The sequence below is a fragment of the Kitasatospora sp. NBC_01250 genome (assembly GCF_036226465.1).
Classification (GTDB): Bacteria; Actinomycetota; Actinomycetes; order Streptomycetales; family Streptomycetaceae; genus Kitasatospora.
The window spans coordinates 185,580-207,181 of the sequence record NZ_CP108476.1 but is presented as its reverse complement, the minus strand read 5'-3'; the positions used below and the strand labels follow the sequence as shown (position 1 = coordinate 207,181).

Annotated in this window: 22 protein-coding genes and 1 pseudogene; 14 read left to right on the top strand and 9 right to left on the bottom strand. The window is 70.7% G+C overall.

From position 1 onward, the window contains the following. Window positions 1-5 precede the first annotated feature (5 nt). The 8 genes from OG500_RS01035 to OG500_RS01000 are packed head-to-tail and all read left to right on the top strand — an operon-like array spanning window position 6 to window position 7,076. Complete coding sequence (locus OG500_RS01035; RefSeq protein WP_329575357.1) at window positions 6-1,343, top strand: L-fuconate dehydratase; 1,338 nt, start codon at window positions 6-8, stop codon at window positions 1,341-1,343. Next, window positions 1,340-2,101, top strand: a complete 762-nt coding sequence (locus tag OG500_RS01030; RefSeq protein ID WP_329575353.1) for an SDR family NAD(P)-dependent oxidoreductase — start codon at window positions 1,340-1,342, stop codon at window positions 2,099-2,101. Before OG500_RS01035 ends, OG500_RS01030 begins: the two co-directional genes overlap by 4 nt. Continuing rightward, window positions 2,098-3,081: an aldo/keto reductase gene (locus OG500_RS01025; protein ID WP_329575350.1), complete on the top strand. Its 984-nt coding sequence runs from the start codon at window positions 2,098-2,100 to the stop codon at window positions 3,079-3,081. Before OG500_RS01030 ends, OG500_RS01025 begins: the two co-directional genes overlap by 4 nt. After that, entirely contained in the window at window positions 3,082-3,822 is a 741-nt protein-coding gene (locus OG500_RS01020; protein WP_329575348.1) for a (Fe-S)-binding protein, read from the top strand. Further along, window positions 3,819-5,267, top strand: a complete 1,449-nt coding sequence (locus tag OG500_RS01015; RefSeq protein WP_329575345.1) for a LutB/LldF family L-lactate oxidation iron-sulfur protein — start codon at window positions 3,819-3,821, stop codon at window positions 5,265-5,267. Before OG500_RS01020 ends, OG500_RS01015 begins: the two co-directional genes overlap by 4 nt. Beyond that, the gene (locus OG500_RS01010; RefSeq protein WP_329575342.1) at window positions 5,264-5,911 is read left to right on the top strand and encodes a LutC/YkgG family protein; all 648 of its coding nucleotides are present in this window, start codon (window positions 5,264-5,266) and stop codon (window positions 5,909-5,911) included. The genes OG500_RS01015 and OG500_RS01010 overlap by 4 nt, the downstream gene beginning before the upstream one ends. Further along, window positions 5,908-6,219, top strand: coding sequence for an L-rhamnose mutarotase (locus OG500_RS01005; protein WP_327064414.1), 312 nt, complete (start codon window positions 5,908-5,910; stop codon window positions 6,217-6,219). The genes OG500_RS01010 and OG500_RS01005 overlap by 4 nt, the downstream gene beginning before the upstream one ends. Then, on the top strand, window positions 6,216-7,076 hold the full coding sequence (locus tag OG500_RS01000; protein ID WP_329575339.1) for an amidohydrolase family protein: 861 nt from the start codon (window positions 6,216-6,218) through the stop codon (window positions 7,074-7,076). The genes OG500_RS01005 and OG500_RS01000 overlap by 4 nt, the downstream gene beginning before the upstream one ends. A gap of 42 nt (window positions 7,077-7,118) precedes the next feature. On the opposite strand, the gene OG500_RS00995 is transcribed toward OG500_RS01000, so the two are convergent. From OG500_RS00995 to OG500_RS00975, 5 genes are all read right to left on the bottom strand, one after another. Further along, complete coding sequence (locus OG500_RS00995) at window positions 7,119-7,793, bottom strand: FadR/GntR family transcriptional regulator (RefSeq protein ID WP_327064411.1); 675 nt, start codon at window positions 7,791-7,793, stop codon at window positions 7,119-7,121. A 251-nt stretch (window positions 7,794-8,044) separates the two neighbouring features. Then, on the bottom strand, window positions 8,045-8,527 hold the full coding sequence (locus OG500_RS00990) for a hypothetical protein (RefSeq protein WP_327064409.1): 483 nt from the start codon (window positions 8,525-8,527) through the stop codon (window positions 8,045-8,047). A gap of 89 nt (window positions 8,528-8,616) precedes the next feature. After that, window positions 8,617-9,726: a glycoside hydrolase family 16 protein gene (locus tag OG500_RS00985; protein WP_329575336.1), complete on the bottom strand. Its 1,110-nt coding sequence runs from the start codon at window positions 9,724-9,726 to the stop codon at window positions 8,617-8,619. Window positions 9,727-9,977: 251 nt separating this feature from the next. Then, entirely contained in the window at window positions 9,978-10,481 is a 504-nt protein-coding gene (locus tag OG500_RS00980) for a DUF2254 family protein (RefSeq protein ID WP_329575334.1), read from the bottom strand. Then, window positions 10,478-11,218: a DUF2254 family protein gene (locus OG500_RS00975; RefSeq protein WP_329575331.1), complete on the bottom strand. Its 741-nt coding sequence runs from the start codon at window positions 11,216-11,218 to the stop codon at window positions 10,478-10,480. The genes OG500_RS00980 and OG500_RS00975 overlap by 4 nt, the downstream gene beginning before the upstream one ends. On the opposite strand from OG500_RS00975, the gene OG500_RS00970 reads away from it, so the two are divergent. The 3 genes from OG500_RS00970 (at window position 11,217) to OG500_RS00960 (ending at window position 15,178) form a co-directional block, all read left to right on the top strand. Then, on the top strand, window positions 11,217-11,885 hold the full coding sequence (locus OG500_RS00970; RefSeq protein WP_329575329.1) for a Type 1 glutamine amidotransferase-like domain-containing protein: 669 nt from the start codon (window positions 11,217-11,219) through the stop codon (window positions 11,883-11,885). The genes OG500_RS00975 and OG500_RS00970 overlap by 2 nt on opposite strands. Window positions 11,886-12,104: 219 nt before the next feature. After that, window positions 12,105-13,718 carry a flavin-containing monooxygenase gene (locus OG500_RS00965; protein ID WP_327064405.1) on the top strand — a complete coding sequence of 538 codons (1,614 nt, stop codon included), beginning with the start codon at window positions 12,105-12,107 and terminating at the stop codon, window positions 13,716-13,718. A 1,070-nt stretch (window positions 13,719-14,788) separates the two neighbouring features. Then, a complete protein-coding gene (locus OG500_RS00960) occupies window positions 14,789-15,178 on the top strand; it encodes a lytic transglycosylase domain-containing protein (protein WP_327064403.1) in 390 nt (129 codons plus the stop codon). A 139-nt stretch (window positions 15,179-15,317) separates the two neighbouring features. On the opposite strand, the gene OG500_RS00955 is transcribed toward OG500_RS00960, so the two are convergent. Then, window positions 15,318-15,446 (bottom strand): hypothetical protein, encoded by a 129-nt coding sequence (locus OG500_RS00955; RefSeq protein WP_329575324.1) that lies wholly within the window; start codon window positions 15,444-15,446, stop codon window positions 15,318-15,320. Window positions 15,447-15,599: 153 nt separating this feature from the next. Between OG500_RS00955 and OG500_RS00950 the strand changes: the two are divergent. Beyond that, a pseudogene (locus OG500_RS00950) lies at window positions 15,600-16,597 on the top strand (IS5 family transposase). On the opposite strand, the gene OG500_RS00945 reads toward OG500_RS00950, so the two are convergent. Both OG500_RS00945 and OG500_RS00940 read right to left on the bottom strand, forming a co-directional pair. Then, window positions 16,531-17,334 carry an SDR family NAD(P)-dependent oxidoreductase gene (locus OG500_RS00945; RefSeq protein ID WP_329575322.1) on the bottom strand — a complete coding sequence of 268 codons (804 nt, stop codon included), beginning with the start codon at window positions 17,332-17,334 and terminating at the stop codon, window positions 16,531-16,533. The pseudogene OG500_RS00950 and the gene OG500_RS00945 sit on opposite strands and share 67 nt — an antisense overlap. A 192-nt stretch (window positions 17,335-17,526) precedes the next feature. After that, window positions 17,527-18,279: an SDR family NAD(P)-dependent oxidoreductase gene (locus tag OG500_RS00940; RefSeq protein ID WP_329575319.1), complete on the bottom strand. Its 753-nt coding sequence runs from the start codon at window positions 18,277-18,279 to the stop codon at window positions 17,527-17,529. Between the two features lie 94 nt (window positions 18,280-18,373). Between OG500_RS00940 and OG500_RS00935 the strand changes: the two genes are divergently transcribed. Next, window positions 18,374-18,979 (top strand): TetR/AcrR family transcriptional regulator, encoded by a 606-nt coding sequence (locus tag OG500_RS00935; RefSeq protein ID WP_327064400.1) that lies wholly within the window; start codon window positions 18,374-18,376, stop codon window positions 18,977-18,979. 383 nt (window positions 18,980-19,362) lie between these two features. Here OG500_RS00935 and OG500_RS00930 read toward each other — a convergent pair whose 3' ends face one another. Further along, on the bottom strand, window positions 19,363-19,863 hold the full coding sequence (locus OG500_RS00930; protein WP_327064399.1) for a hypothetical protein: 501 nt from the start codon (window positions 19,861-19,863) through the stop codon (window positions 19,363-19,365). A gap of 464 nt (window positions 19,864-20,327) precedes the next feature. Between OG500_RS00930 and OG500_RS00925 the strand changes: the two genes are divergently transcribed. Beyond that, complete coding sequence (locus tag OG500_RS00925) at window positions 20,328-21,296, top strand: hypothetical protein (protein ID WP_329575315.1); 969 nt, start codon at window positions 20,328-20,330, stop codon at window positions 21,294-21,296. Window positions 21,297-21,602 lie beyond the last annotated feature (306 nt).

Sequence of the window (21,602 nt, the reverse complement as noted above, 5' to 3'; positions counted from 1 at the left end):
CCGAGTTGTCCGCCCACACCGCACGGATCACCGCCGTCGACACCTACGACATCCGTTTTCCCACCTCGCGCGAGCTGGACGGGTCCGACGCGATGAACCCGGACCCCGACTACTCCGCCGCCTACGTCGTCCTGCGCACCTCCGCGGGCGGCCACGAGGGCCACGGCTTCACCTTCACCATCGGCCGGGGCAACGACGTCCAGGTGGCCGCGATCGACGCTCTGCGCGAGCACATCGTCGGACGTCCGGTCGCCGAGCTGTGCGCGGACCCCGGATCGCTCAGCCGCGACCTGATCGGCGACAGCCAACTGCGCTGGCTGGGGCCCGAGAAGGGCGTGATGCACATGGCGATCGGCGCCGTCGTCAACGCCGTGTGGGATCTGGCGGCCAAATGCGAGGGAAAGCCGCTGTGGCAGCTGCTCGCGGACGCCGACCCCGCCTGGCTGGTCTCCCAGGTCGACTTCCGCTACATCAGCGACGCCCTGACCCCCGAGGAGGCGCTGGATCTGCTGCGCCGGGGCAAGCAGGGCGCCGACGACCGCGAGGCCGAGCTGCGCCGGCGCGGCTACCCCGGCTACACCACCTCCCCCGGCTGGCTCGGCTACAGCGACGAGAAGCTGACCCACCTGGCCAAGGAGGCCGTGGCCGCCGGCTTCACCCAGATCAAGCTCAAGGTCGGCGCCGACCTGGCCGACGACATCCGCCGCTGCCGCACCGCCCGCGCGGCGATCGGCCCGGACATCCGGATGGCGATCGACGCCAACCAGCGCTGGAACGTCGCCCAGGCCATCGAGTGGACCAACGCGCTGGCCGGGTTCGACCCGTACTGGATCGAGGAGCCCACCAGCCCCGACGACGTGCTCGGCCACGCCGCCGTCCGTCGCGGCGTCCAGCCGGTCAAGGTCGCCACCGGCGAACACGTCCAGAACCGGGTCGTCTTCAAACAGCTGCTCCAGGCCGGAGCCATCGACGTCCTCCAGCTGGATGCCGCCCGGGTCGGCGGCGTGAACGAGAACCTCGCCATCCTGCTGCTGGCCGCCAAGTTCGGCGTTCCCGTCTGCCCGCACGCCGGCGGCGTGGGCCTGTGCGAACTGGTCCAGCACCTGTCGATGTTCGACTACGTCGCGCTCTGCGGCACCACCGAGAACCGCGTCATCGAGTACGTCGACCATCTCCACCAGCACTTCGTGGACCCCGTGGTGATCCACGACGGCCACTACCAGGCGCCCACCGCCCCCGGTTTCTCCGCCACCATGCACCAGGCCAGCATCGACACCTACACCTACCGCGACGGCGTCTTCTGGGCCGCCGACCGGCTCACCGAGACGGAGCTCAGCGCATGACGAACGATCTGTTAGGTCTGCGCGCCCTGATCACCGGCGGCGCCTCCGGCATCGGACTGGCCACGGCCCGGCTGCTGAGCGAGCGCGGCGCACGGGTGGCGGTGCTCGACCTCGACCCGCGCGGCGCCCGGCCGCCGCTGCTCGGCTTCACCGCCGACCTCGGTGACGACGCGTCGGTGCGCGCGGCCGTCGAGGCGGCCGTCGACGCGCTGGGCGGCCTGGACATCCTGGTCAACAACGCGGGGATCGGCGCGGCCGGCACCGTGGCGGACAACCCGGACGAGCAGTGGCACCAGGTGCTGGACATCAACGTGGTCGGCCTGGTCCGCACCACCCGCGCCGCCCTCCCGCACCTGCGCCGCTCCGCCAACGCGGCCATCGTCAACACCTGTTCGATCGCCGCCACCGCCGGTCTGCCGCAGCGCGCGCTGTACTCGGCGAGCAAGGGCGCCGTCCTCTCGCTGACCCTGGCGATGGCGGCCGACCACGTGCGCGAGGGAATCCGGGTGAACTGCGTCAACCCCGGTACGGTGGACACGCCCTGGGTCGGCCGGCTGCTGGACGCGGCGCCCGACCCGGCAGCCGAGCGGGCCGCACTGAACGGCCGTCAGCCCACCGGTCGGCTGGTCAGCGCGCCGGAGGTGGCCGCCGCGATCGCCTACCTGGCCTCCCCGGCCGCCGGCAGCGTCACCGGAACGGCGCTCGCGGTGGACGGCGGGATGGCCGGCCTGCGGCTGCGACCGGAGCCGCCGCGATGAAGCTCGGATCCAGCCGGGTCGACGTCGGCCCGTTCGCCTTCGGCGCCGCCGCGATCGGCAACCTGTTCACGCCGGTCACCGACGCCCAGGCGGAACAGGCGCTGCAGGCCGCTTGGGAGGTGGGCGTGCGGTACTTCGACACCGCACCGCACTACGGGCTGGGCCTGTCGGAGCGCCGGCTGGGAGCGGCGCTGCGCGGGCGGCCGCGCTCGGAGTTCACCATCTCCACCAAGGTCGGCCGACTGCTGGAACCGCTGCCCGCCCCGGCCGGGGACGACCTGGCCGACGGCTTCGCCGTGCCGGCGACCCACCGGCGGGTCTGGGACTTCAGCGCCGACGGGGTGCGCCGCTCGATCGAGGCCAGCCTGCAGCGCCTGGGCCTGGACCGGATCGACCTCGTCTACCTGCACGACCCGGACGACCACGTCGAGCAGGCCCTGACCGATGCCTACCCCGAGCTGGAGCGGCTACGTGCCGAAGGCGTCGTCGGCGCGATCGGTGTCGGCATGAACCAGGCCGCCGTCCCTGCCCGGTTCGTCCGCGAGACCGACATCGACGCCGTCCTGCTGGCCGGCCGCTACACCCTGCTGGACCAGAGCGGACTGGCCGAACTGCTGCCGCTGGCCGCCGAGCACCGGGTGGCGGTGGTGGTCGGCGGGGTCTTCAACTCCGGCCTGCTCGCGGACCCCAGGCCCGGTGCCACCTTCGACTACACCGCCGCTCCGCCGGAGGTCCTGGCCCGGGCGCTGGGCTTCAAAGCCGTCTGCGAGCGGCACGGCGTGCCGCTACGCGCCGCCGCGCTGCGCTTCCCCTTCGGGCACCCGGCGGTCGCCGGCGTGCTGGTCGGCGTCCGCAGCGCGGCAGAGGTGAGCGACGCCGCCGCCATGCTGCGGCTCACCGTGCCGGCAGCGCTCTGGCAGGACCTGAAGGCGCACGGCCTGCTGGCCCCCGGTGTACCGATGCCCGAGGAGGCGAGCTGAGTGCGCATCGCCCTGTTCATCACCTGCTTCAACGACACCCTCTACCCCGGCACCGGCCGGGCGGTCCTGACCGTGCTGGAACGCCTGGGCCACACCGTGGACTTCCCGCAGGAGCAGACCTGCTGCGGTCAGATGCACTTCAACACCGGCTACCGGCCGGACGCCGTCCCGCTGGTCACCCGGCTCGCCCGCGCCTTCGCCGGCTACGACGCGGTGGTCACCCCCTCGGCCTCCTGCGCCGGCATGGTACGGGAGAACCACCCGGTGCTCGCCGAGCGGTACGGGTCCGCCTCCCTGCAGCAGCAGGTCGCCGAACTCGTCCCAAGGGTCTACGAGTTCACCGAGTTCCTGACCGACGTCCTCGAGGTCACCGAGGTCGGCGCCCGGTTCCCGCACAAGGTCGCCTACCACCCCACCTGCCACTCGCTGCGCGGCCTGCGCCTGGGCGACCGGCCGCTGCGGCTGCTGCGTGCGGTCCAGGACCTCGACCTGGTGGAACTGCCCAGCGCCGACTCCTGCTGCGGCTTCGGCGGCACCTTCGCGGTGAAGAACGCCGACACCTCCAGCGCGATGCTCGCCGACAAGGCGGCCGGGGTGCTGGCGAGCGGTGCCGAGGTGCTCTGCGCCGCCGACAACTCCTGTCTGATGCACATCGGCGGCGGCCTCTCCCGCCAGGGCAGCGGCGTGCGGACCATGCACCTGGCCGAGATCCTGGCCGGCGCCGAAGGGGAGGAGCGATGAGCGACCGCGGTGTGGTCTGGCTCGGCTCGCCGTCCTTTCCCGAGGCGGCCCGCACCGCGCTCGCCGACCAGCAGCTGCGTACCAACCTGCGGCGCGCCACCACCACCATCCGCGACAAGCGCCTGGCCGTCGCCGCGGAACTCGACGACTGGGAGGAGCTGCGCACCGCGGCCGAGGCGATCAAGCGCCGCACGGCCCGTCACCTCGACCGGTACCTGCTGCAGCTGGAGGAGGCGGTCATCGCCGCCGGCGGATCCGTGCACTGGGCGGGCGACGCCGCCGAGGCCAACCGGATCGTCGCCGCTCTCATTCAGGCCACCGGAGAGCGCGAGGTGGTCAAGATCAAGTCGATGGCCACCCAGGAGATCGGCCTCAACGAGGCGCTCGCGCGCGAAGGGATCACCGCCTACGAGACCGATCTGGCCGAACTGATCGTGCAGTTGGGCGAGGACCGCCCCTCGCACATCCTGGTACCGGCGATCCACAAGAACCGCACCGAGATCCGCGACCTGTTCGCCGCCGAGATGGCGCACTGGGGCGAGCCGGCCCCCGAGGGCCTGAGCGACGATCCCCGCGAACTCGCCGAGGCGGCCCGGCGCCACCTGCGCAAGAAGTTCCTGGCCGCCAAGGTCGCCGTCTCGGGCGCCAACTTCGCGGTGGCCGACACCGGTACGGTCACGGTGGTGGAGTCGGAGGGGAACGGGCGGATGTGCCTGAGCCTGCCCGAGACGCTGATCACCGTGATGGGCATCGAGAAGGTCGTCCCCACCTGGTCGGACCTGGAGGTCTTCCTGCAGCTGCTGCCGCGTTCCTCCACCGGCGAGCGGATGAACCCGTACACCTCGACCTGGACCGGGGTGACCGAAGGCGACGGCCCGTCGCAGTTCCACCTGGTGCTGCTGGACAACGGACGCACCGACACCCTGGCCGACACCGTCGGACGGCAGGTGCTGGCCTGCATCCGCTGCTCCGCCTGCCTGAACGTCTGCCCCGTCTTCGAGCGCACCGGTGGCCACGCCTACGGCTCGGTCTACCCGGGGCCGATCGGCGCGGTGCTCACCCCGCAGCTGGTAGGAGTCGAGCAGGCCGCCTCACTGCCGTTCGCCTCCACCCTCTGCGGGGCCTGCTACGACGCCTGCCCCGTGAAGATCGACATCCCCGAGGTGCTGGCCCACCTGAGAGCCGAGGTGGTCGAGGCCAAGCGCCACGCGCTGAGCCCGGAAGCCCTCGCGATGAAGGCCGCCGCCACCGTGCTGGACTCACCCCGGCTGCTCTCCGCCGCGCAGAAGGCGGCCTCGCTCGGCGGGCGGGTGCTGGCCCGCGAGGGCAGGATCGGCCGGCTGCCCGGACCGCTGCACGGCTGGTCCGACACCCGCGACAGCCCCGCGCCCCCGGCCGAGTCGTTCCGGACCTGGTGGCGCAAGAACCGAGAGGGAACGCCGTGAGCAGCCGTGAGACCGTCCTGGCCCGGATCCGGGGCGCGCTGGCCGACGTCCCCGCCGAGGAGGGACCTGAGCACGTCGCGGTGGAACGTGCGTACCGGCGCAGCCACCTGGAGCCGGGGCAGGACCCGGTGGAGCTCTTCGCCGAGCGGGTCGCCGACTACCGGGCCACCGTTCACCGGGCCGCCCCCGAGGACGTGCCCGCGGTGATCGCCCGGGCGCTGACCGAGCGCGGCGTCAGCCGGCTGGCACTGCCATCCGGGTTCCCCGCCGAGCTGCTGCCGAGCGGGAGCCGGCAGTGGCAGCCGGAACCCCTGACGGTGCCGGAACTGGACGCGCTGGACGGCTCGGTGACCCTGGCGGCCGTCGGCATCGCGGTGACCGGCACGATCGTGCTGGACGCGGGCCCCGGCCAGGGCCGGCGGGCGCTGAGCCTGGTGCCCGACTACCACCTGTGCGTGATCCGCGCCGAGCAGATCGCCGACGACCTGCCCGACGCGCTCGCCCGGCTCGACCCCGCCCGACCCCTCACCTTCATCTCCGGACCGTCGGCCACCAGCGACATCGAACTCGACCGCGTCGAAGGTGTGCACGGCCCGCGCACCCTGGACGTCGTCATCGTGGAGCAGTCGGTGGAGCAGTCATGAGAATCGCCCTGCACACCCGCGTCCGCCCCGACCGGATCGAGGAGTACGAGGCCGCTCACCGCGCCGTCCCCGCCGAACTCGCCATCGCCATCCGGGCCGCCGGGGTCTCCTCGTGGACCATCTGGCGCAGCGGCACCGAGCTGTTCCACCTGCTGGACTGCGAGGACTACGGCCGACTGCTGGCGCAGTTGGAGCAGCTGCCGGTCAACATCGCGTGGCAGGCCCGGATGGGCGACCTGCTGGACGTGGTGCACGACTACTCCGCCGAGGGCGCCTCGGCCGGACTCCCGGTGGTGTGGAACCTGTGACGCACCACAAGATCGTTGACTCGCACCACCACGTCTGGGACCTGGCAGTCCGTCCGCAGCCATGGATCTCGGGCCCGGCGCTGGCCCCGCTGGCGCGCTCCTTCTCCCTCGCCGACCTGGCACCCGAGGCCCGCGCGGCCGGGGTGAGTGCGGCCGTGGTCGTGCAGACCGTCTGCGTACCCGAGGAGACACCCGAACTGCTCAGACTGGCCGCCGAGGACGCGCTGGTGGCGGGCGTGGTGGGCTGGACGGAGCTGACCGCCCCCGACATCGCGGACAGGCTCGCCGAGCTGCATGAACTTCCCGGTGGGGAGCGACTGGTGAGTATCCGTCACCAAGTACAGGAGGAGCCGGACCCGAACTGGCTGCTGCGCCCCGAGGTCCGGCGCGGTCTGCTCGCCGTCGCCGCCGCCGGGCTCGCCTACGACCTGGTCGTCACGCCGGAGCAACTGCGGGCCGCCACCGCCGCCGCGGCCGCCCTGCCCGGACTCACCTTCGTCCTCGACCATCTGGGCAAACCGCCGATCGCCAGCGGAGCCCTGGGAGCCTGGGCCACCCGGCTGCGCGACTTCGCCGCCCTGCCCAACACGGTCGCCAAGCTCTCCGGCCTGCTCACCGAGGCCACCCGCGGCGGCTGGACCCTCGACGACCTGCGGCCCGCCGTCGACACCGCCGTCGAGGCCTTCGGCCCGCAGCGCCTGCTGTACGGCTCCGACTGGCCGGTCTCCACCTTGGAGGCGCCCTACAGCCGGGTGCTGGCCGTCACCGAGGAGCTCACCGCCGGCCTCGCCCCCGGCGAGCGGCAAGCCCTCTTCGCGGGCAACGCGATCCGGGTCTACCGGCTCGCCGGGCACTGACGGGGGAGTGGGGGCAGTGCTGCCGCCACTGGCGGTCCCCTCCTACTCCAGGGCGTTCCGCAGCCACTGCTCCACTCCCGCGACGTGCACCGTCGCCCAGGAGCGGGCGACCTCGGGCTGGCGGGCGGCGATCGCGGTGTAGATCGCGCGGTGCTCCTCGGTGGTGCGGGTGACCGCGCCCTCCTCGGTGATGCCGCGCCAGACGCGGGCCCGGGCCGTGGGACCGGAGATGCCCTCGATCAGCGAGCAGAGCACGGTGTTCCCGGCGCCGGCCGCGATCCGGCGGTGGAACTCCAGGTCGTTGGCGATCAACTCCTCGAGCGAGGGCTCGGCGGGCAGGCGCTCCAGGACCTGGGCCAGCTCGGCGACGGCCTCCTCGGACATCGCCGTGGCGGCCATCGCGGCGGCGGCCGGTTCCAGGATGCGGCGCACCTCCAGGAATTCCAGCACCGTGTCGTCCTGGTGGAAGTCGACCACGAAGCCGAGCGCGTCCAGAAGCAGGTGGGGTTCCAGGCTGGTGACGTAGGTGCCGTCGCCCTGGCGCACGTCGAGCACCCGGATCAGCGAGAGCGCCTTGACCGCCTCGCGCAGCGAGTTGCGGGACAGACCCAGCCGCTCGGCGAGGTCGGCCTCCTTCGGCAGGCGGGCCCCGGGGTACAGCTCGCCGCCGACGATCATCGCTTTGATCTTCTCGATCGCCTCGTCAGTGACCGGCACTGGCCCCACCCTCCAACGTCATATGGTCCCTTCCGCTGCCCGCAGACTAGACCACCTCGTAAGAGGTCCCATGTTATCCGCCTTCGGGGCGGACAGGCGCCGGATTCCCTGGGGTATCCCTGGGGCTCTTGTCCGACACATCCGATGTATGGGTGGTTCGTGCCCGCGGCCGCGAACGTTGGTCTTCGCAGCGGGTGCTGGTGCCCGGTGCGCGTGTCCGGTGCGGTGGGATTCCTGTGGGGGATCTGGTGTCACGGGGTGACGATGTCGAATTCCACGTCGCGCAGAGGGCTGATGGCGTCGTCGGCGCTGCTGAGGTGGACCCAGCCGCCGGTCAGCTGGCTGTGCGGGGCGGCCGTCGTCGCGATCCGCACCGGAAGCAGGACGGTGGCCGTTCGCAACGCGCGCAGGCCTGGGGGGAATGTGCAGGTGACGACGGTGCCCTGGGCGCTGGTCGTGCAGGTCGAGGGGAAGGTTGCGCCTGGGGTGGTGGCGCCGCCGGGCAGGGTGATCCGCACGCTGTGGGGCGATGCGCTGGTGTCGGGGCCGTTGTTGACGACGAGGACGTTGACGGTCGTCGTCCCGCCCGGGGAAGTGGGTGGGGCGGTGACGCTGACCACGGAGTAGTGCGAGTTGGAGGGTGTGGCGGCCAGGGCCGGTGTTGCGCCGACCGCGCATGCGGCGGCGACCGCCCACAGTGCCGGCTGTCGGCGCGGGTGTGGAGCGCGGGTCATGGACATCACCTTCCTGTCGGAGATTTCAGCTGGGGGTGTGTGCGTGCTGCTGCGGGCAGTACCGGGCCCGCCGCCTTGAGGGGGTGCGCTCAGCGGTACACGCGCACGTAGTCGGCGGCCGATGTGATCGGTGTGGTGTTCTGCGGCGCGGGGTGGTAGGTCCCGGCGTCCACCGACAGGTTCAGGATGAGGTAGGCGGAGAACGACGTGCCTACGCCGGTGTTGTCGGAGAAGACCTTGACGCCGTTCACGTACCAGTCGACCGAGCTCGCGCCGTAGACCAGCCCGATCACCACCCAGTCGCCGGGGGCGACCCCGGCGGCGTCGGTGTAGTAGTCCTGGGAGTTCTTGATGTGGTTGGTCAGTTCCAGCAGGTTGGGGTTGTCGGGGTGGTACTCGTACTTGTCGACCTCGGTGTCCCCGTTGCGCCAGCTCCACAGCGCGGGCCAGGCGCCCAGGCCGGAGGGCATCTGGACCCGGGTCTCGATGTAGTCGTTCGTCCGGACCTGGAATCCCTCGGACGAGCCCTCGGTGGTGAGCAGCCCGGTGTCCCACGCCCGCTTGCCGTTCTCCAGGGTGTGGGAGCCGGGCTGGGCGGTGAAGGTGGCGACCCCGCCTGCGACGTTCACCGCGGACTGCTGCAGCCAGTCGAGTTTGTCGTCGTTCGGGTTGTGGTTCCCGTACTGGTAGGCGCTGGTGGTGGTGCGGATCCAGCGTGTTCCGTAGGCGATGGGCTGGTTGAACTCCTCGTCGAAGGTGAGGGTCTTTCCCTGGGCCGGGTTCGAGGGAGCCCCCGATGGCGGAGCCACCGTCAGGGACTGCGAGGACAGGTTGTGGTAGCCGGTGCTGTCCAGGTAGTAGCCGAACTCCGTGTAGGTGCCGGCGAGGAAGGTGCGTGCGCCCGAGGTGTACGTGAACCCGGACGGGCAGATGGTCACGTTGCTGAGCGAGTTCGGGAAGTCGAAATTGCGCCCGGCCGAGTCGCGTACGGCGATCCCGAGTTGTTGCACCGTGGTGCAACTGGTCGAATGCACCTTCAGGGTGGCGGTGGTGGAGATCCCGGGCGAGGCGCTGGTCGGTGCGAGGCTGTCCTGCGTGATCGTGGTGGCCGCGTGAGCCGGCCCGGGGACGGCGAGGACGATCACGAGGGCTGCCGAGGCGGCTGTCGCGGCAGACCTGATACGGGCGAGTGTGCGCAAGAGGGGCGATCCTTCTTCGGGGAGGCGGGCGCAGGCGCGGTGCGAAACGAGCGCCCCGGGAGGAAGCGCAGTGTGTTCCAGTAGCCGTGCACGGGATACGGAGGCTCCGCCACCGGCACAGGAGGTGACGCACATGCGACGATCGGCTGTATGCGAACTCTAGTCGGATGCCGACTCGGCGTCGGGTAGGCGCGCCAGCGAACCGGCGCGCCCCACGGCAGCGCACTCTCGCCCTGCGGCGCTCTCGGCGCCTACGCCGCCTCCGTCCGTACGTCCGACGCCTGGTGGAGTGCGAGCAGGGCCGTGTAGCGGCGCAGGACGTCCTCACGATCGGCCGGCTCGGGTACGGACGCCTCGCAGGCGCGCCAGATCATGGCGCCCTGGTCGGCCAGGACCTGGCGGCGGCGGGGGATCGTGGTCTGCTCCATGACGCGGCACAGTGCGTCCAGTTGGCGGATCATCACGGCCGGCATGCCGGCCGAGCACTGGCGGATCTTCTCGAAGGCGCGTTGGACCAGGCGGTCGTAGTCCGCCTGACAGGCGATGACGCGGATCCGGCCGGAGCCGTCGCGGTGGACGCGTTGCGGGTGCCAGCCGTGGGTGATCCGGCACAGGCAGTGGCTCAGCCAGTCGATGCAGGTCAGTGCCGTGAACGTGTCGTTGACGGCGGGGGACAGGGCGCGGATGGCGATCTCCACCAGCTGGTCGAAGCCGAAGGAGACGTCCTGGGTCAGGGCGCGGTAGGGGCCGGTCACCTGGACCCGGACAGTTGGGCGGCCAGGCGGGGCGCGGCGGCGGGCGGCCAGACCACGGCCAGCGGTTGCCCCTGGACCAGGAAGTGCCCCGGTCGGTACGGGAGGTGGAGCACTGCGTCCGCCGTCGTGGCGAGCCGGACCAGCTCGTCGTGCTTGAGGAACTGCAGGTAGCCGGTGGCCGGGGTCGGGATGACCGTCCCCGAGTCGCCGATCCGGCGGAGCAGGTCGTCGGTGTCGGGACCGCAGCCGGAGCGCGCCGACGGGAGCTGGTCGGTGCCGCTCTGGGCCTCGATGGCCGAGGCCAGGTCGTCGGCGATCATGGCGATGACCTGCGGCAGCTGGATCATGGTGGCGATGTGGTGGATGAAGTAGATCAGCACGCCGAGGTCGAGGGTGATGATCCGGCTGTCATGACCTGGATTCCCGGGGCGCGGGCCGGAGCTCGAAAAGGTGCTCGGTGCTGCTGGAGAGGCCGTGAGGAGGCTTGCGCTGCTCCGCGTCGTAGCGAGGTGACGCTCGGTCGGGGCCTCCTGGCCAGGGCCCTCCGGCCGGCGCCGGGCCGTCAGGGGCCGTGCCCGCTGGCTGGTGCGTGCGGTCCGGCAGTGACGGGCAGCCCGGGCTGTCAGAGGTGCGTGAGAGTCTTCGGGGAGCCGTAGGGCGAATCGGGTTGGATCTCTCCCGGACGAGGCGGAATCCCCGCTCTTCGGAGGGGGAGCAGTCAAGCTTGGAGGCACCATGAAGCTTCTTCTCACTTCCGCGGGCGTCAAGAACGCGAGCATCCATGACGCGTTGGTCGATCTCCTGGGCAAACCGATCGCCGAGTCCAACGCCCTGTGCATCCCCACCGCGGGCTACGGGCACCCCGCCGGCAGCCCGGCCGGGGCCTGGCGCTTCATCACCGGGCAATCCTCCACCCCGATGTGCGAGTTGGGGTGGAAGTCGCTGGGCGTGCTGGAGCTCACGGCGCTGCCCAGCATCGGTGCCGAGCGCTGGGTGCCCTGGGTCCAGGAGGCGGACGTGCTGCTGGTGAACGGTGGCGATGCGCTGTACCTGTGTCACTGGATGCGGCAGTCCGGGCTGGCGGACCTGCTGCCGTCGCTGCGCGAGTTGGTCTGGGTGGGGCTCAGCGCGGGGAGCATGGTGATGACTCCCCGGATCGGGGCGGACTTCGTGGGGTGGCAGTCGCCCACCGGGAGTGACGGCACGCTGGGGGTTGTCGACTTCTCGATCTTCCCGCATCTGGACCACCCGGCCCTGCCGGAGAACACCATGGCCGATGCGGAGACCTGGGCGGCAGGCCTCTCGAACCCGGCGTACGCGATCGACGACGACACCGCCATCAAGGTGAGCGACGGGGTCGTCGAGATTGTCTCCGAGGGACGCTGGCGGCTGTTCTCCACCTGACCTCTGGTGTGCGGCAGGAACGTGGTGGCAGACCATTCTCGGCATCCGGATGCGGCCACCTGCACGCCGACGACGAGCAGTTCGCCGGCAGTTCGCCGTGCAAGCCTCTCGCTCTTCACCCGTAGTGGTGAATCACCCCCGAGGGGACCGGCAGTCGGCCGGGTCCGGTTCCCGGCACTGCTACGTTCTGTGTGCTGATCGCTACGGGGGGAGAGGGACGTGTTCGACGCTGCTGTGCCCGAGTTCCGGCACGAGGCGGAGGTGGTCGTCGTCGGCGCAGGCCTGTCAGGGCTGGCCGCCGCTGTCACGCTGCGCCGCTCGGGCTTCGAGGACGTCGTTGTACTGGAGAAGTCCGACCGGCTCGGCGGCACTTGGCGCGACAACACCTACCCGGGGTGCGGGTGTGACGTGCCGTCACTGCTGTACGAGTACTCGTTCGCGCCTGGCCCCTGGAAGCGAACCTTCGCCACCCAGCCGGAGATCCTCGCCTACCTCCGCGCCACCACCGCCGAGACCGGCACCGACCGGTCGGTCCGCTACAACGTCGAAGTGCACGGAGCGCGTTGGGACCGGACGAGCGGCCGCTGGCTGCTGGCCACCTCCGCGGGCGGGTATGCCGCCCGTGTCCTCGTCATGGCCACCGGCCCCTGGAACCGGCCCCGTTACCCCGAGTTGACCGGTCTCGCGGACTTCCCCGGCACCGTCTTCCACTCCGCCCGCTGGGACCACACCGCGGACCTGTCCGGCCGCCGCATCGCTGTCATCGGCAACGCCGCCTCCACCGTGCAGTTCCTGCCCGCCCTCCAGCGCCACGCCGCCCGCGTCGACATCTTCCAGAGCACCGCCCCCTGGGTGCTCCCCAAGCCGGACTACGCCCTCCCGGGAGGCCTGCGCCGGCTCCTGCTGCGCCGGCCCGCAGCGCGCCGCGCCGCCCGCGCCGCACACGCAGGGACTCAGGAGGCCATCGGCTTTGCCATGCGCCACCCGCGGCTTCTGCCGCCGCTGGAAGCCATGGCGCGCCAGTACCGGCGCCGCTGTGTCCCCGACCCCGTCCTGCGCCAGGCCCTCACGCCCGACCACCGGCTCGGCGCGCGTCGCATGCTGACCTCCGACACCTACTACCAGGCTGTCAGCCAGTCCAACGTTCACTTGCACCCCACCCGGGCCACCCACATCGACGGGAACGACGTCGTGGGCGCGGACGCTCGACGGGTCGGCGCGGACATCGTCGTTCTGGCCACCGGCTTCCACATCGGCGAACTGGCCATCGCCCCACACCTGTACGGCAGCAACGGTCGGAGCCTTGCCGACACGTGGCGCAGTGGTCGCGACGCCTACCTCGGGACCAGCGTCAGTGGGTACCCCAATCTCTTCCTCCTCCTCGGGCCGAACATCCTCAGCGGCACCAGCGCCGTCCCCGCCGTCCTGGAGGCTCAACTGCGCTATCTCACCGACGCACTCACCCACCTGCGTGCGGGCAACCACACGGCGCTCGATGTGCGCCCGGAGGTGGCCGACACGTACAACCACGCCGTGCAGGAAGCCCTGAAGTCGACCGTGTACGCGGACGACGACTCCGGCTACTACTTCGGCACACCCGGCCGGAACACCTTCTGCTGGCCCTGGTCCACCCGCCGACTCCGTCGCCGGCTCCACGCCTTCGACCCGAACTCCTACGACTGGCAGCCGTCTCGGCCCATCATCGGCCGCCCGCGCGGCGAAGCGGCCATCGGCCGACCGCACGGCACCGCCGGTGGTGCCGCCGTGCCCGCACCGGTTCAGCCGACGGGCCTCCTTCCGGTTCCACCAGGCAGCAGCGGTCATCCTCGCTGATACCGGGATGCCTGGGACCCGCGACGGGCCGCGTCAGCCGCAGGCGTGCCGCCGCGGGGCACGGCCACCAGGTCGCGTCCACGGCCCGCCCCGGAACCGGATTACCGAGGAGCCGTCGGTACGCCACTCCAGCGGATGTGGCCCTACCGATCACCAGGCCCGCGCGGTGGCTCCGGTGCCCTGGTCAATGGTCGTGCGCCTCGCATCGGTACCGTGCGGGCAGAGGAGAACCTGCAAGGTGGGCTCCCTTCGCCGGCATTGTCCGGATCAGGTGGTGGAGGTCGCCTTCCGGTCTCACAGACCTTCCGGCCTCTCAGCCCGACCGTCGACCAACGTCCCGCGCGGAGCCTCCGCCCATCGCTCAGGACCATCCGGTCGAACTCCCTCGCTCGCCCTGCAGGCTGAATTCCACGATACTCCCGCCGCCGTTCAAGGCGCCCGTCCCGGCGCCCACGGTGCCCTGCCGCTCCGGGCCGCCGGCAGCCGCGTCCATCGCCAACCGGACCGCGGCCGGACACGGGCCGCCGCCATCGAGCGGTTGCCGACAGTCACCATGATGTGAGCTGGGTCCCCTTGGGGCGGGTGCCGGACGGGGGTGGGCCGTGATGGTCCTCACGCGCTGGGGGCACCTCCTACCCTTCCTCGTAGACCGTTCACCACTCCCGTCCACCGGGCCCGCCGGGCCGGACATCGTCATGGCCGCGCTCCCGTGCCTGCGGCCTGGTCCGCACCGTTTCCGCAGGTCAAAACGTTGCAAATCGCCCAAAAAGCCGCGCCCGACCAGGTTTAACCGCCCGAACGACACCCAGCCGCCCGCGCCCCACCGGCGCGTTCACCCGGCACCGCTACGACGCACCGTCGTAGCGGGCACCCCTTGGAGCCGGCCGACCGGCCCGCTAACAATGGCTGAGTCGCCAGCTGCGGCGGCGGTTCGATCCGCTGCCGCACTCCCGTCCGGCGGTCGCTCACTGTGAGAGCGACCGCCCCGGCACCGACACCCGCCCGCCGGGCCCCACCGGGTCCGCCGAGCCACGGGACAGGTGCCCAAGTGATCTGAGGTCGAACTCCACATGCCCGTGATCTCCACCCGCATGCGCAAGTCCGCCGCCCTGCTCGCCTCCGCCGCCGGCATCGTCGCCATCGGCGCCGCCGTGGCCCCCACCGCCGCCTCTGCCGCCACCCCGCAGCAGATCGCCGCCAGCATCGTCCCCGCCGACCAGCTGGCCTCCTTCGACCAGATCGTCTCCCACGAGAGCGGCTGGAACATCACCGCCACCAACCCCTCCTCGGGCGCCTACGGCCTGGGCCAGGCCCTGCCGGGCAACAAGATGGCCTCCGCCGGCGCCGACTGGCAGACCAACGCCTCCACCCAGATCAAGTGGACCTACGACTACATGAACAGCCGCTACGGCAGCCCCAACCAGGCCTGGGCCTACTGGCAGGTCCACCACAACTACTGATCACCCGACCAGCGACCCCCAGCGGGTCACCCCCGAGGGACCCAGCACGCGACCCGCGCGCCGGGCCCCTCGGCCGCGTCCATGATCAACCTCATGACCCGCCGACCCACCAGCGAAGCCACCCCCACCTGGCGGGGCACTAGATGATGAAGCGGTGGATGGCCTCGTTGGCGTGGTCCTGAAACGACGGGTTGGCCAGGTCAGGGAAGATGTCCGCTTGGTCGACCAAGGGGCCCTTCAGCTTGTTGGCCGCGCTGGCGTAGAACACGCCGCTGGACAGGGTCGGGTCGGTGACACCGTCGACCAGTCGCTTCGCGCCGACCTCAAGCTTGTGGGAGATCCCTAGGGACTGTTCTGAATTCGGATCATGAGTTCGTGGATTCGGGTGCTTCGGCGGTGCTGCTGCTGGTAGAAGAAGGCCATGACACGCGGAGATCTGACGGACGGTGAGTGGGAGCTGGTCGAGCCGTTTCTGCCGATGGCGGCGACAGGGCCGATCCCGGACCTGCGGCGGCAGTTCGATGCGATCATGTGGCGGTTCCGGGTGGGCAGTCCCTGGCGGGACGTCCCCGAGCGGTACGGCAACTGGTCCACGATCTACGGCCAGTTCCACTCCTGGGCGCTCAAGGGCGTCTTCCAGGCCCTGATGGACGGGATGATCGCTGAGGCCGCCGCGCGCGGCCAGGTCGACTTGTCGCTGGTCAGCGTGGACTCCACCGTCGCCCGAGCGCACCACCACGCGGCCGGGATGGTCGTGGACGCCGAGTTGCTGGAGGAGTTGGAGAAGGCAGTCGCTGAGGAAAAGGGGATCCTGCGAAGGGACAAACCGGGCCGGTAGCCGACCAGGGCAGTGCTGCGGACGAGGCCGCGCGGGAAGGAAAGCGCCGCATGCGTCGGCGCCGCCGGGCGCGGCTCAAGGCAGCCGCGCTGGGGCGTTCGCGGGGCGGGCTGACCACGAAGACCCATCTGGCGGCCGAGCGGCGCTGCCGTCCGCTGTCCTTCGTGGTCACGCCGGGCCAGAGCGCGGACAATCCGCAGTTCGCCGCCGTCATGGACAAGATCAAGGTCCGCGGCCCGGTCGGCCGGCCCCGCACCCGCCCCGACGCGGTCTCCGCCGACAAGGCGTACTCCGCCCGCGGTACCCGCACCTACCTGCGCAGACGCCGCATCAAGGCGGTGATCCCGGAGAAGGACGACCAGGCCGCCAACCGCAAGAAGAAGGGCAGTAGCGGCGGACGGCCCGTCAGCCACGACGCGGACCTCTACCGCGACCGCAACACCGTCGAGCGCGCCATCAACAAGATCAAGAACTGGCGGGGCCTAGCGACCCGCTACGACAAGACCCCGGCCAGCTACGAAGCCGGCCTGCACCTGTGCGGTGCCGTCATCTGGCTCCGCAGCCTGAGACCCGCATCATGATCCGAACTCAGAACACTCCCTAGGGCGGGCATGACGTACTTGGCCGCCATACGCAGCGGTAGGGCAATGTCGTTGGAGGCTTGGGTGCCGGTGGTGGCGCCGGGGCTCACGGTGATGAAGCGGCGGTCGGGGTGTTGGCGGGCCAGGTAGGCCATCCATAGGGCCCCGATGTACTTGGCCTGCCCGAAGGCGAGGTTGAAGTCAGTCTTTCCGTCGGCGAAGAATCTGCCGTCGATGACGGTGGCGAGTTCATCGGCAGAGGTTGAGGCAAAGGACGGCCGTTTCATCCGCAACATCGGAAGTCCCCTGGCTGCTTCACTTCCGGCGAGGACCGCGACCTCGCCAAGCCGCCCTTCGGCCAAGAGCCCTTCGAGGAGGACGACGTGGCCGAGAACATTTGTCGCGAACACCTTGGTGACCCCGTCGGCGGTCAACTCCATCGACTGCGGGCCAATGACACCAGCGTTCATGACCAACGCGTCGACGGATCCGTCGATGGCCGCAAGGCCGGCTCGGACCGAGCCCGGATCGGCGACATCCATGACGACGATGTCAAAGATGCGCCGACCGGTAGCGGCTTCGAGCTCGGCCTTTGCCGTTGTCGCCCGATCTCGGTTGCGGCATGCCAAGTAGATGCGGGCCGTCTCCGGTCGCAGAGCCAGTTGGCGGGCCACGTCCTTGCCGATCCCGACGTTGGCGCCCGTAATCATCACGGTCTTTCCTGGGAGTGTGCTCATCGGGATTCCCTCTCATCTTCTGTGGGGCTGTTCAGGTTGGACGACTCTTGCTGCGTCGCGGGGCCGGTGCTCCGTTGACGAGCCATCCGTTCTTGGTCGAGGGCTCTGCTGCCACTGCTGCACCCCTGACTTTGGACGTCAGGTTCCACCCGAAACGAAGGGGGGTCAGGCACTCAGACGCCGCGACCGGCGTCAGGTCGATACTCGGCCCCCATCAACGGGAACAGTGACGCCATGGATAAAGCTGGCATCCTCGCTGGCCAGGAAGACGATCACGGAGGCAAGTTCCTCGGCCTCAGCTACGCGACCAGCTGGTGCTAGGGCGGCGAGCTGGTCCACCATCTCGTCGGGAATACCTTCGGTCATCCGGGTGCGCGTCGGGCCGGGCGCAACGGCGTTCACGCGAACACCACGCGGGCCGTATTCGGCGGCCCATGCCTTCGTCAAGAGTTCGAGGGCCGCTCGGCTCGCGCCGTACATCGCCATGCCGGGCTGTCCGAAACTGGCGACCATCGTGCTGACATTGACGATCGAGCCCCATCCGCGCTCGGCCATCGCAGGTGCCAGGGCCGCGACGAGGAAAAACGGAACCTTGACGTTAAGTGCGAAGGTCTCGTCGAACTCTGTTTCGGTCGCAGCGTCGCTCGGCCCCAGCAAGGCGACTCCAGCATTGTTGACGAGAATGTCGACGTGACCATCGCCGGCCTCAGTGGCCCATCGCGCCAGGTCTTGTGCCGATTCCAGGTCTCCCAGCGTGGTGAGCCTGAACGACGCTCTACCTCCGCCGCCTTCGATCTCGGCCACGACCCGCTCGGCTCTTTCCGCGTTGCGTCCGACAACCAGGACATGAGCGCCGCGGGCAGCGAGAGCCATGGCCGTCGCCTTGCCGATCCCGCTCGTAGACCCGGTGACCAGTGCAGTTCTGTCCTTCAAGTCAGCAGGCATGCGTTGCTTCCTCCTCCTGCTTAAAGTGGGTTGTGCAACTCAGTCTGGCCTGGCTGGACTGGGCTGTCAAACCCAGAATCGCTACTATGGGTGGATGGTGAAGAAGACGAACGATCGGCCGCGGCTGACCCCGAAGGGTGAACGTGTCCGGGCTCGGATCGTGGAAGGGGCTGCGGCCTTGATCCACGAGCGCGGGGTCGCGGGTACCACCTTGGAAGACGTCAAGGTGGCAGCGGAGGTCAGCGGTTCGCAGCTCTACCACTACTTTCCCGACAAGAACGAGCTCCTGCAGGCGGTCATCGGCTACCAAGCCGACACCCTCGTCAATCACAATCGGCAGGCGCTCGGCAGCGAGGACGGAGTCGCAGCCTGGCGGAACATGCTGATCGCCGGGGTGAAGCATGGAGAGGCACAGGGCGGCTGCCCACTCGGTTCGCTCGGCGGTCAACTCGCCGAGAGCGACCCCGAGGCCCGAGCCCTCATCGCCGCCGGATTCGAGCGATGGTCAACCGCCATCAGCGAAGGACTCAGGTCGCTTCATGCCGAGGGGAAGCTCGCACCCGGCATTGACCCGGACGCCCTCGCCACCACGATGCTCGCCACCCTGCAAGGGGGACTTCTACTCGCCCAGGTGCAACGGAGTACGCGTCCCTTCGAGGTCGCGGTCGATACCCTCCTCGCCCTTGCCATCCAGCCTTGAGACTCAAAGGCCGGTTCCGATATGGGGGGACAACCTCCGGACAGTCCCCGAAGCCACCGGCCGGGGGCCGTCAGTGACACCTCGGACAAGTCACGCGTGGGCGTCCCCACGGCTGCCCCGGCGGCGTCCCTCCCCGGAGGGTGCCGGGCGGAACTGCCCGGCAAAGTCGTGAGGACGGGTGTTCGGCCCGCGGCCATCGGGCTGTACCAGTCCGTGATGCGCCCGCGGTGTATCGGTGGAGTGCTGATCACCGACGGCGACGACTCCTGCGGCCTGCTGCGCATGGTCGACGGCGGGACCGGCGCCTTCGCGGGGCCCGACCTGCGCCGGCGGCTCTCACCCGATGGCGATGCGCCGGCTCGTGTTCGAGGCTCCGGCGCCCGTCAGTGGCGCAGGGCGGCCGCGATCTCGGCGGAGACACTCCCGGACAGGGTGCGGTTGGAGCGGGCCGTGGCGGTCCTGCTCGCACCGGAGTTCACGGCATCGACCGACACCACGACGGCGTCGAGGAGGTTGCCACCCGGATCGCGGAAGCTGACCGCGACCGTGTAGTCCGCGGTGCCGGAACCGTGGTTGGTGACGGTGACCACGGCCGTGGCCCGACCGTCGGCGTCCGTGGCCGCGGCGCCCACCGAGACATCGGACCTGGCATCGACGCCGTTCTTGACCGCGGCCAGTTGGGAGGCCGCCGCCGAACTCGCGGCGGCCACGGCGCTCTGCAGGGCCGAGACCGCGGAGGTGGCCGCGGAACCCGCCGCGGAGATCCCGGCTGACCGCGCTGCAGAGCCGACCGCGGCCGGGACACCACTGCCGCTGCTCGAACACGCCGTCAGCAGCGCTGCGGTGAGGACGCCGCCGAGCACCTGGAACGAGCGGCGCGCCACGGTTCGCCGTCCCGAAGGCCCCGCCAGGCCCGATGCCTGGTGTGGGCGGTGGGCGGGAGCGGTCTTCGCCTCAGTGCCGACGGCCCTGTGCTCATCGGCTTCCACGGTGGTCATCACTGTCTCCCGACTCACGACGCTCGGGTCCCACCCTTGAGCCCGAACGTCGTTCCGGCAACTCGGAGAGGTCTCCGAGGAGGGCGCTCGGCCCTCTCCGGGCGGCTGATCCGGCCGGCATCGAGAAGCGGACAACGGCCGTCGTGGCAGTGGTGGGCCGTGCGTCCGGCACACCTCGGTTGCCGGTCGCCGGCGAGCGCTGCTCCGCCAGCCGGGGGTCTTGCCACGCGGGTGGCGACCGGAACGCCGCCGACCGGCGGAACCCACCTCGACGAGGACACGGACACCACGGAGCCGACGCGCGTCACGCAGCGGTGAGCCGTCACCGCCACGTACGCTCGACCGGATCAGTGGCTCGGAAAGGCCCGGAGGACCGCACGGCACGCTTCGACCGCGAACACGTCATCAGGGTGCTGACCTTCTGGCTGCGCCCGGCCTTCGCGCTGCGCGTCGTCAACCGGTTCCAGAAGACGGTGGGCTTCGACCGCGCGATGTCCCTGGCCTCCAGCGGACTCACCGCACTGATCCCGCTGGCGATCCTGCTCTCCTCCTTCCTGGACCGGTTCGGGCAGGGCGACCTGGCGGACCGCATCGTCAAACGCTACGGGCTCACCGGCGGCGGTGCCGAGGCGGTCAGGCATCTCTTCTCGTTCCCGGCCGCCGACCCCGGCACCAGCGTGCTGGGCCTCCTGTTCCTGCTGATCTCCGCGCTGAGCTTCTCCCGCGCCGCGCAGCGGCTGTTCGAAACGGCGTGGGACCTCACCCCGCTCAGCGTGCGCAACACCAAGAACGGGCTGCTGTGGAGCCTGTCGCTGGCGGCCTACCTGGTCGTCGTCGGCTGGCTGCACGCGCTGCTCGGCCGTGGGCGCCTGGACCTGGCCGCCGTACTCTGCCAGGTCCCGGTCACCGTGCTCTTCCTGCTGTGGAGCGGGCGGCTGCTGTCCGCACGGCGGATCGACCGGTGGGACCTGGCACCGTTCACGCTCCTCGCGGCCGGCGCGAGTGCGGCCTACTCGGTGGCCGCCACGGTCTACCTGCCCCGCCTGTTCAGTTCCTACGCGACCCGGTTCGGTGCCGTCGGGGCCGTGTTCGCGATGCTCACCGCCCTGTTCGGCCTGATGTTCGTCCTGGTGGGCTCCTGCGCGGTCGGGCGCGAGGTGCGGGACGAAATGGGCCGCATCAAACGCGGCCTGCGACCACCGGACGACGAGGTCCGGCGCCAGTGGGCCGAGCTCGTCGCCCGCATGCGCGAGGGCTGGCAGGCCGCCCGTATGGAGCACCTGGGCCGCCGACCGCCCGGTGACCGTGGCCGATCCTGAGGCGGTCATTGAGGACCGGCTCGGAGTTCTCGCACAGGTCGACCCCGGCTGGGGAGTTCGGTCCGACGGAGCCCCGGGCCACGGCGGCCTCGCCCGCCGGCCGTCTCTGCGGGCCTTCGTGGCCGCGCCACGCGGCTGTGTGCGGCCGCGGCAGGCACGTGCGTGACCCGCCTGATCCGGCAGGCCCGGTTCGTCGCGAGGGATCTTGGCCGGTGTTTCGGATGGGTCGTGTTCGGATGCCGAGCCGCCGCCATGCCGTCTTCCGGTCTGCCTTCCGGCGCCGGTAGAGGTGGTTGGGGGCCGGAC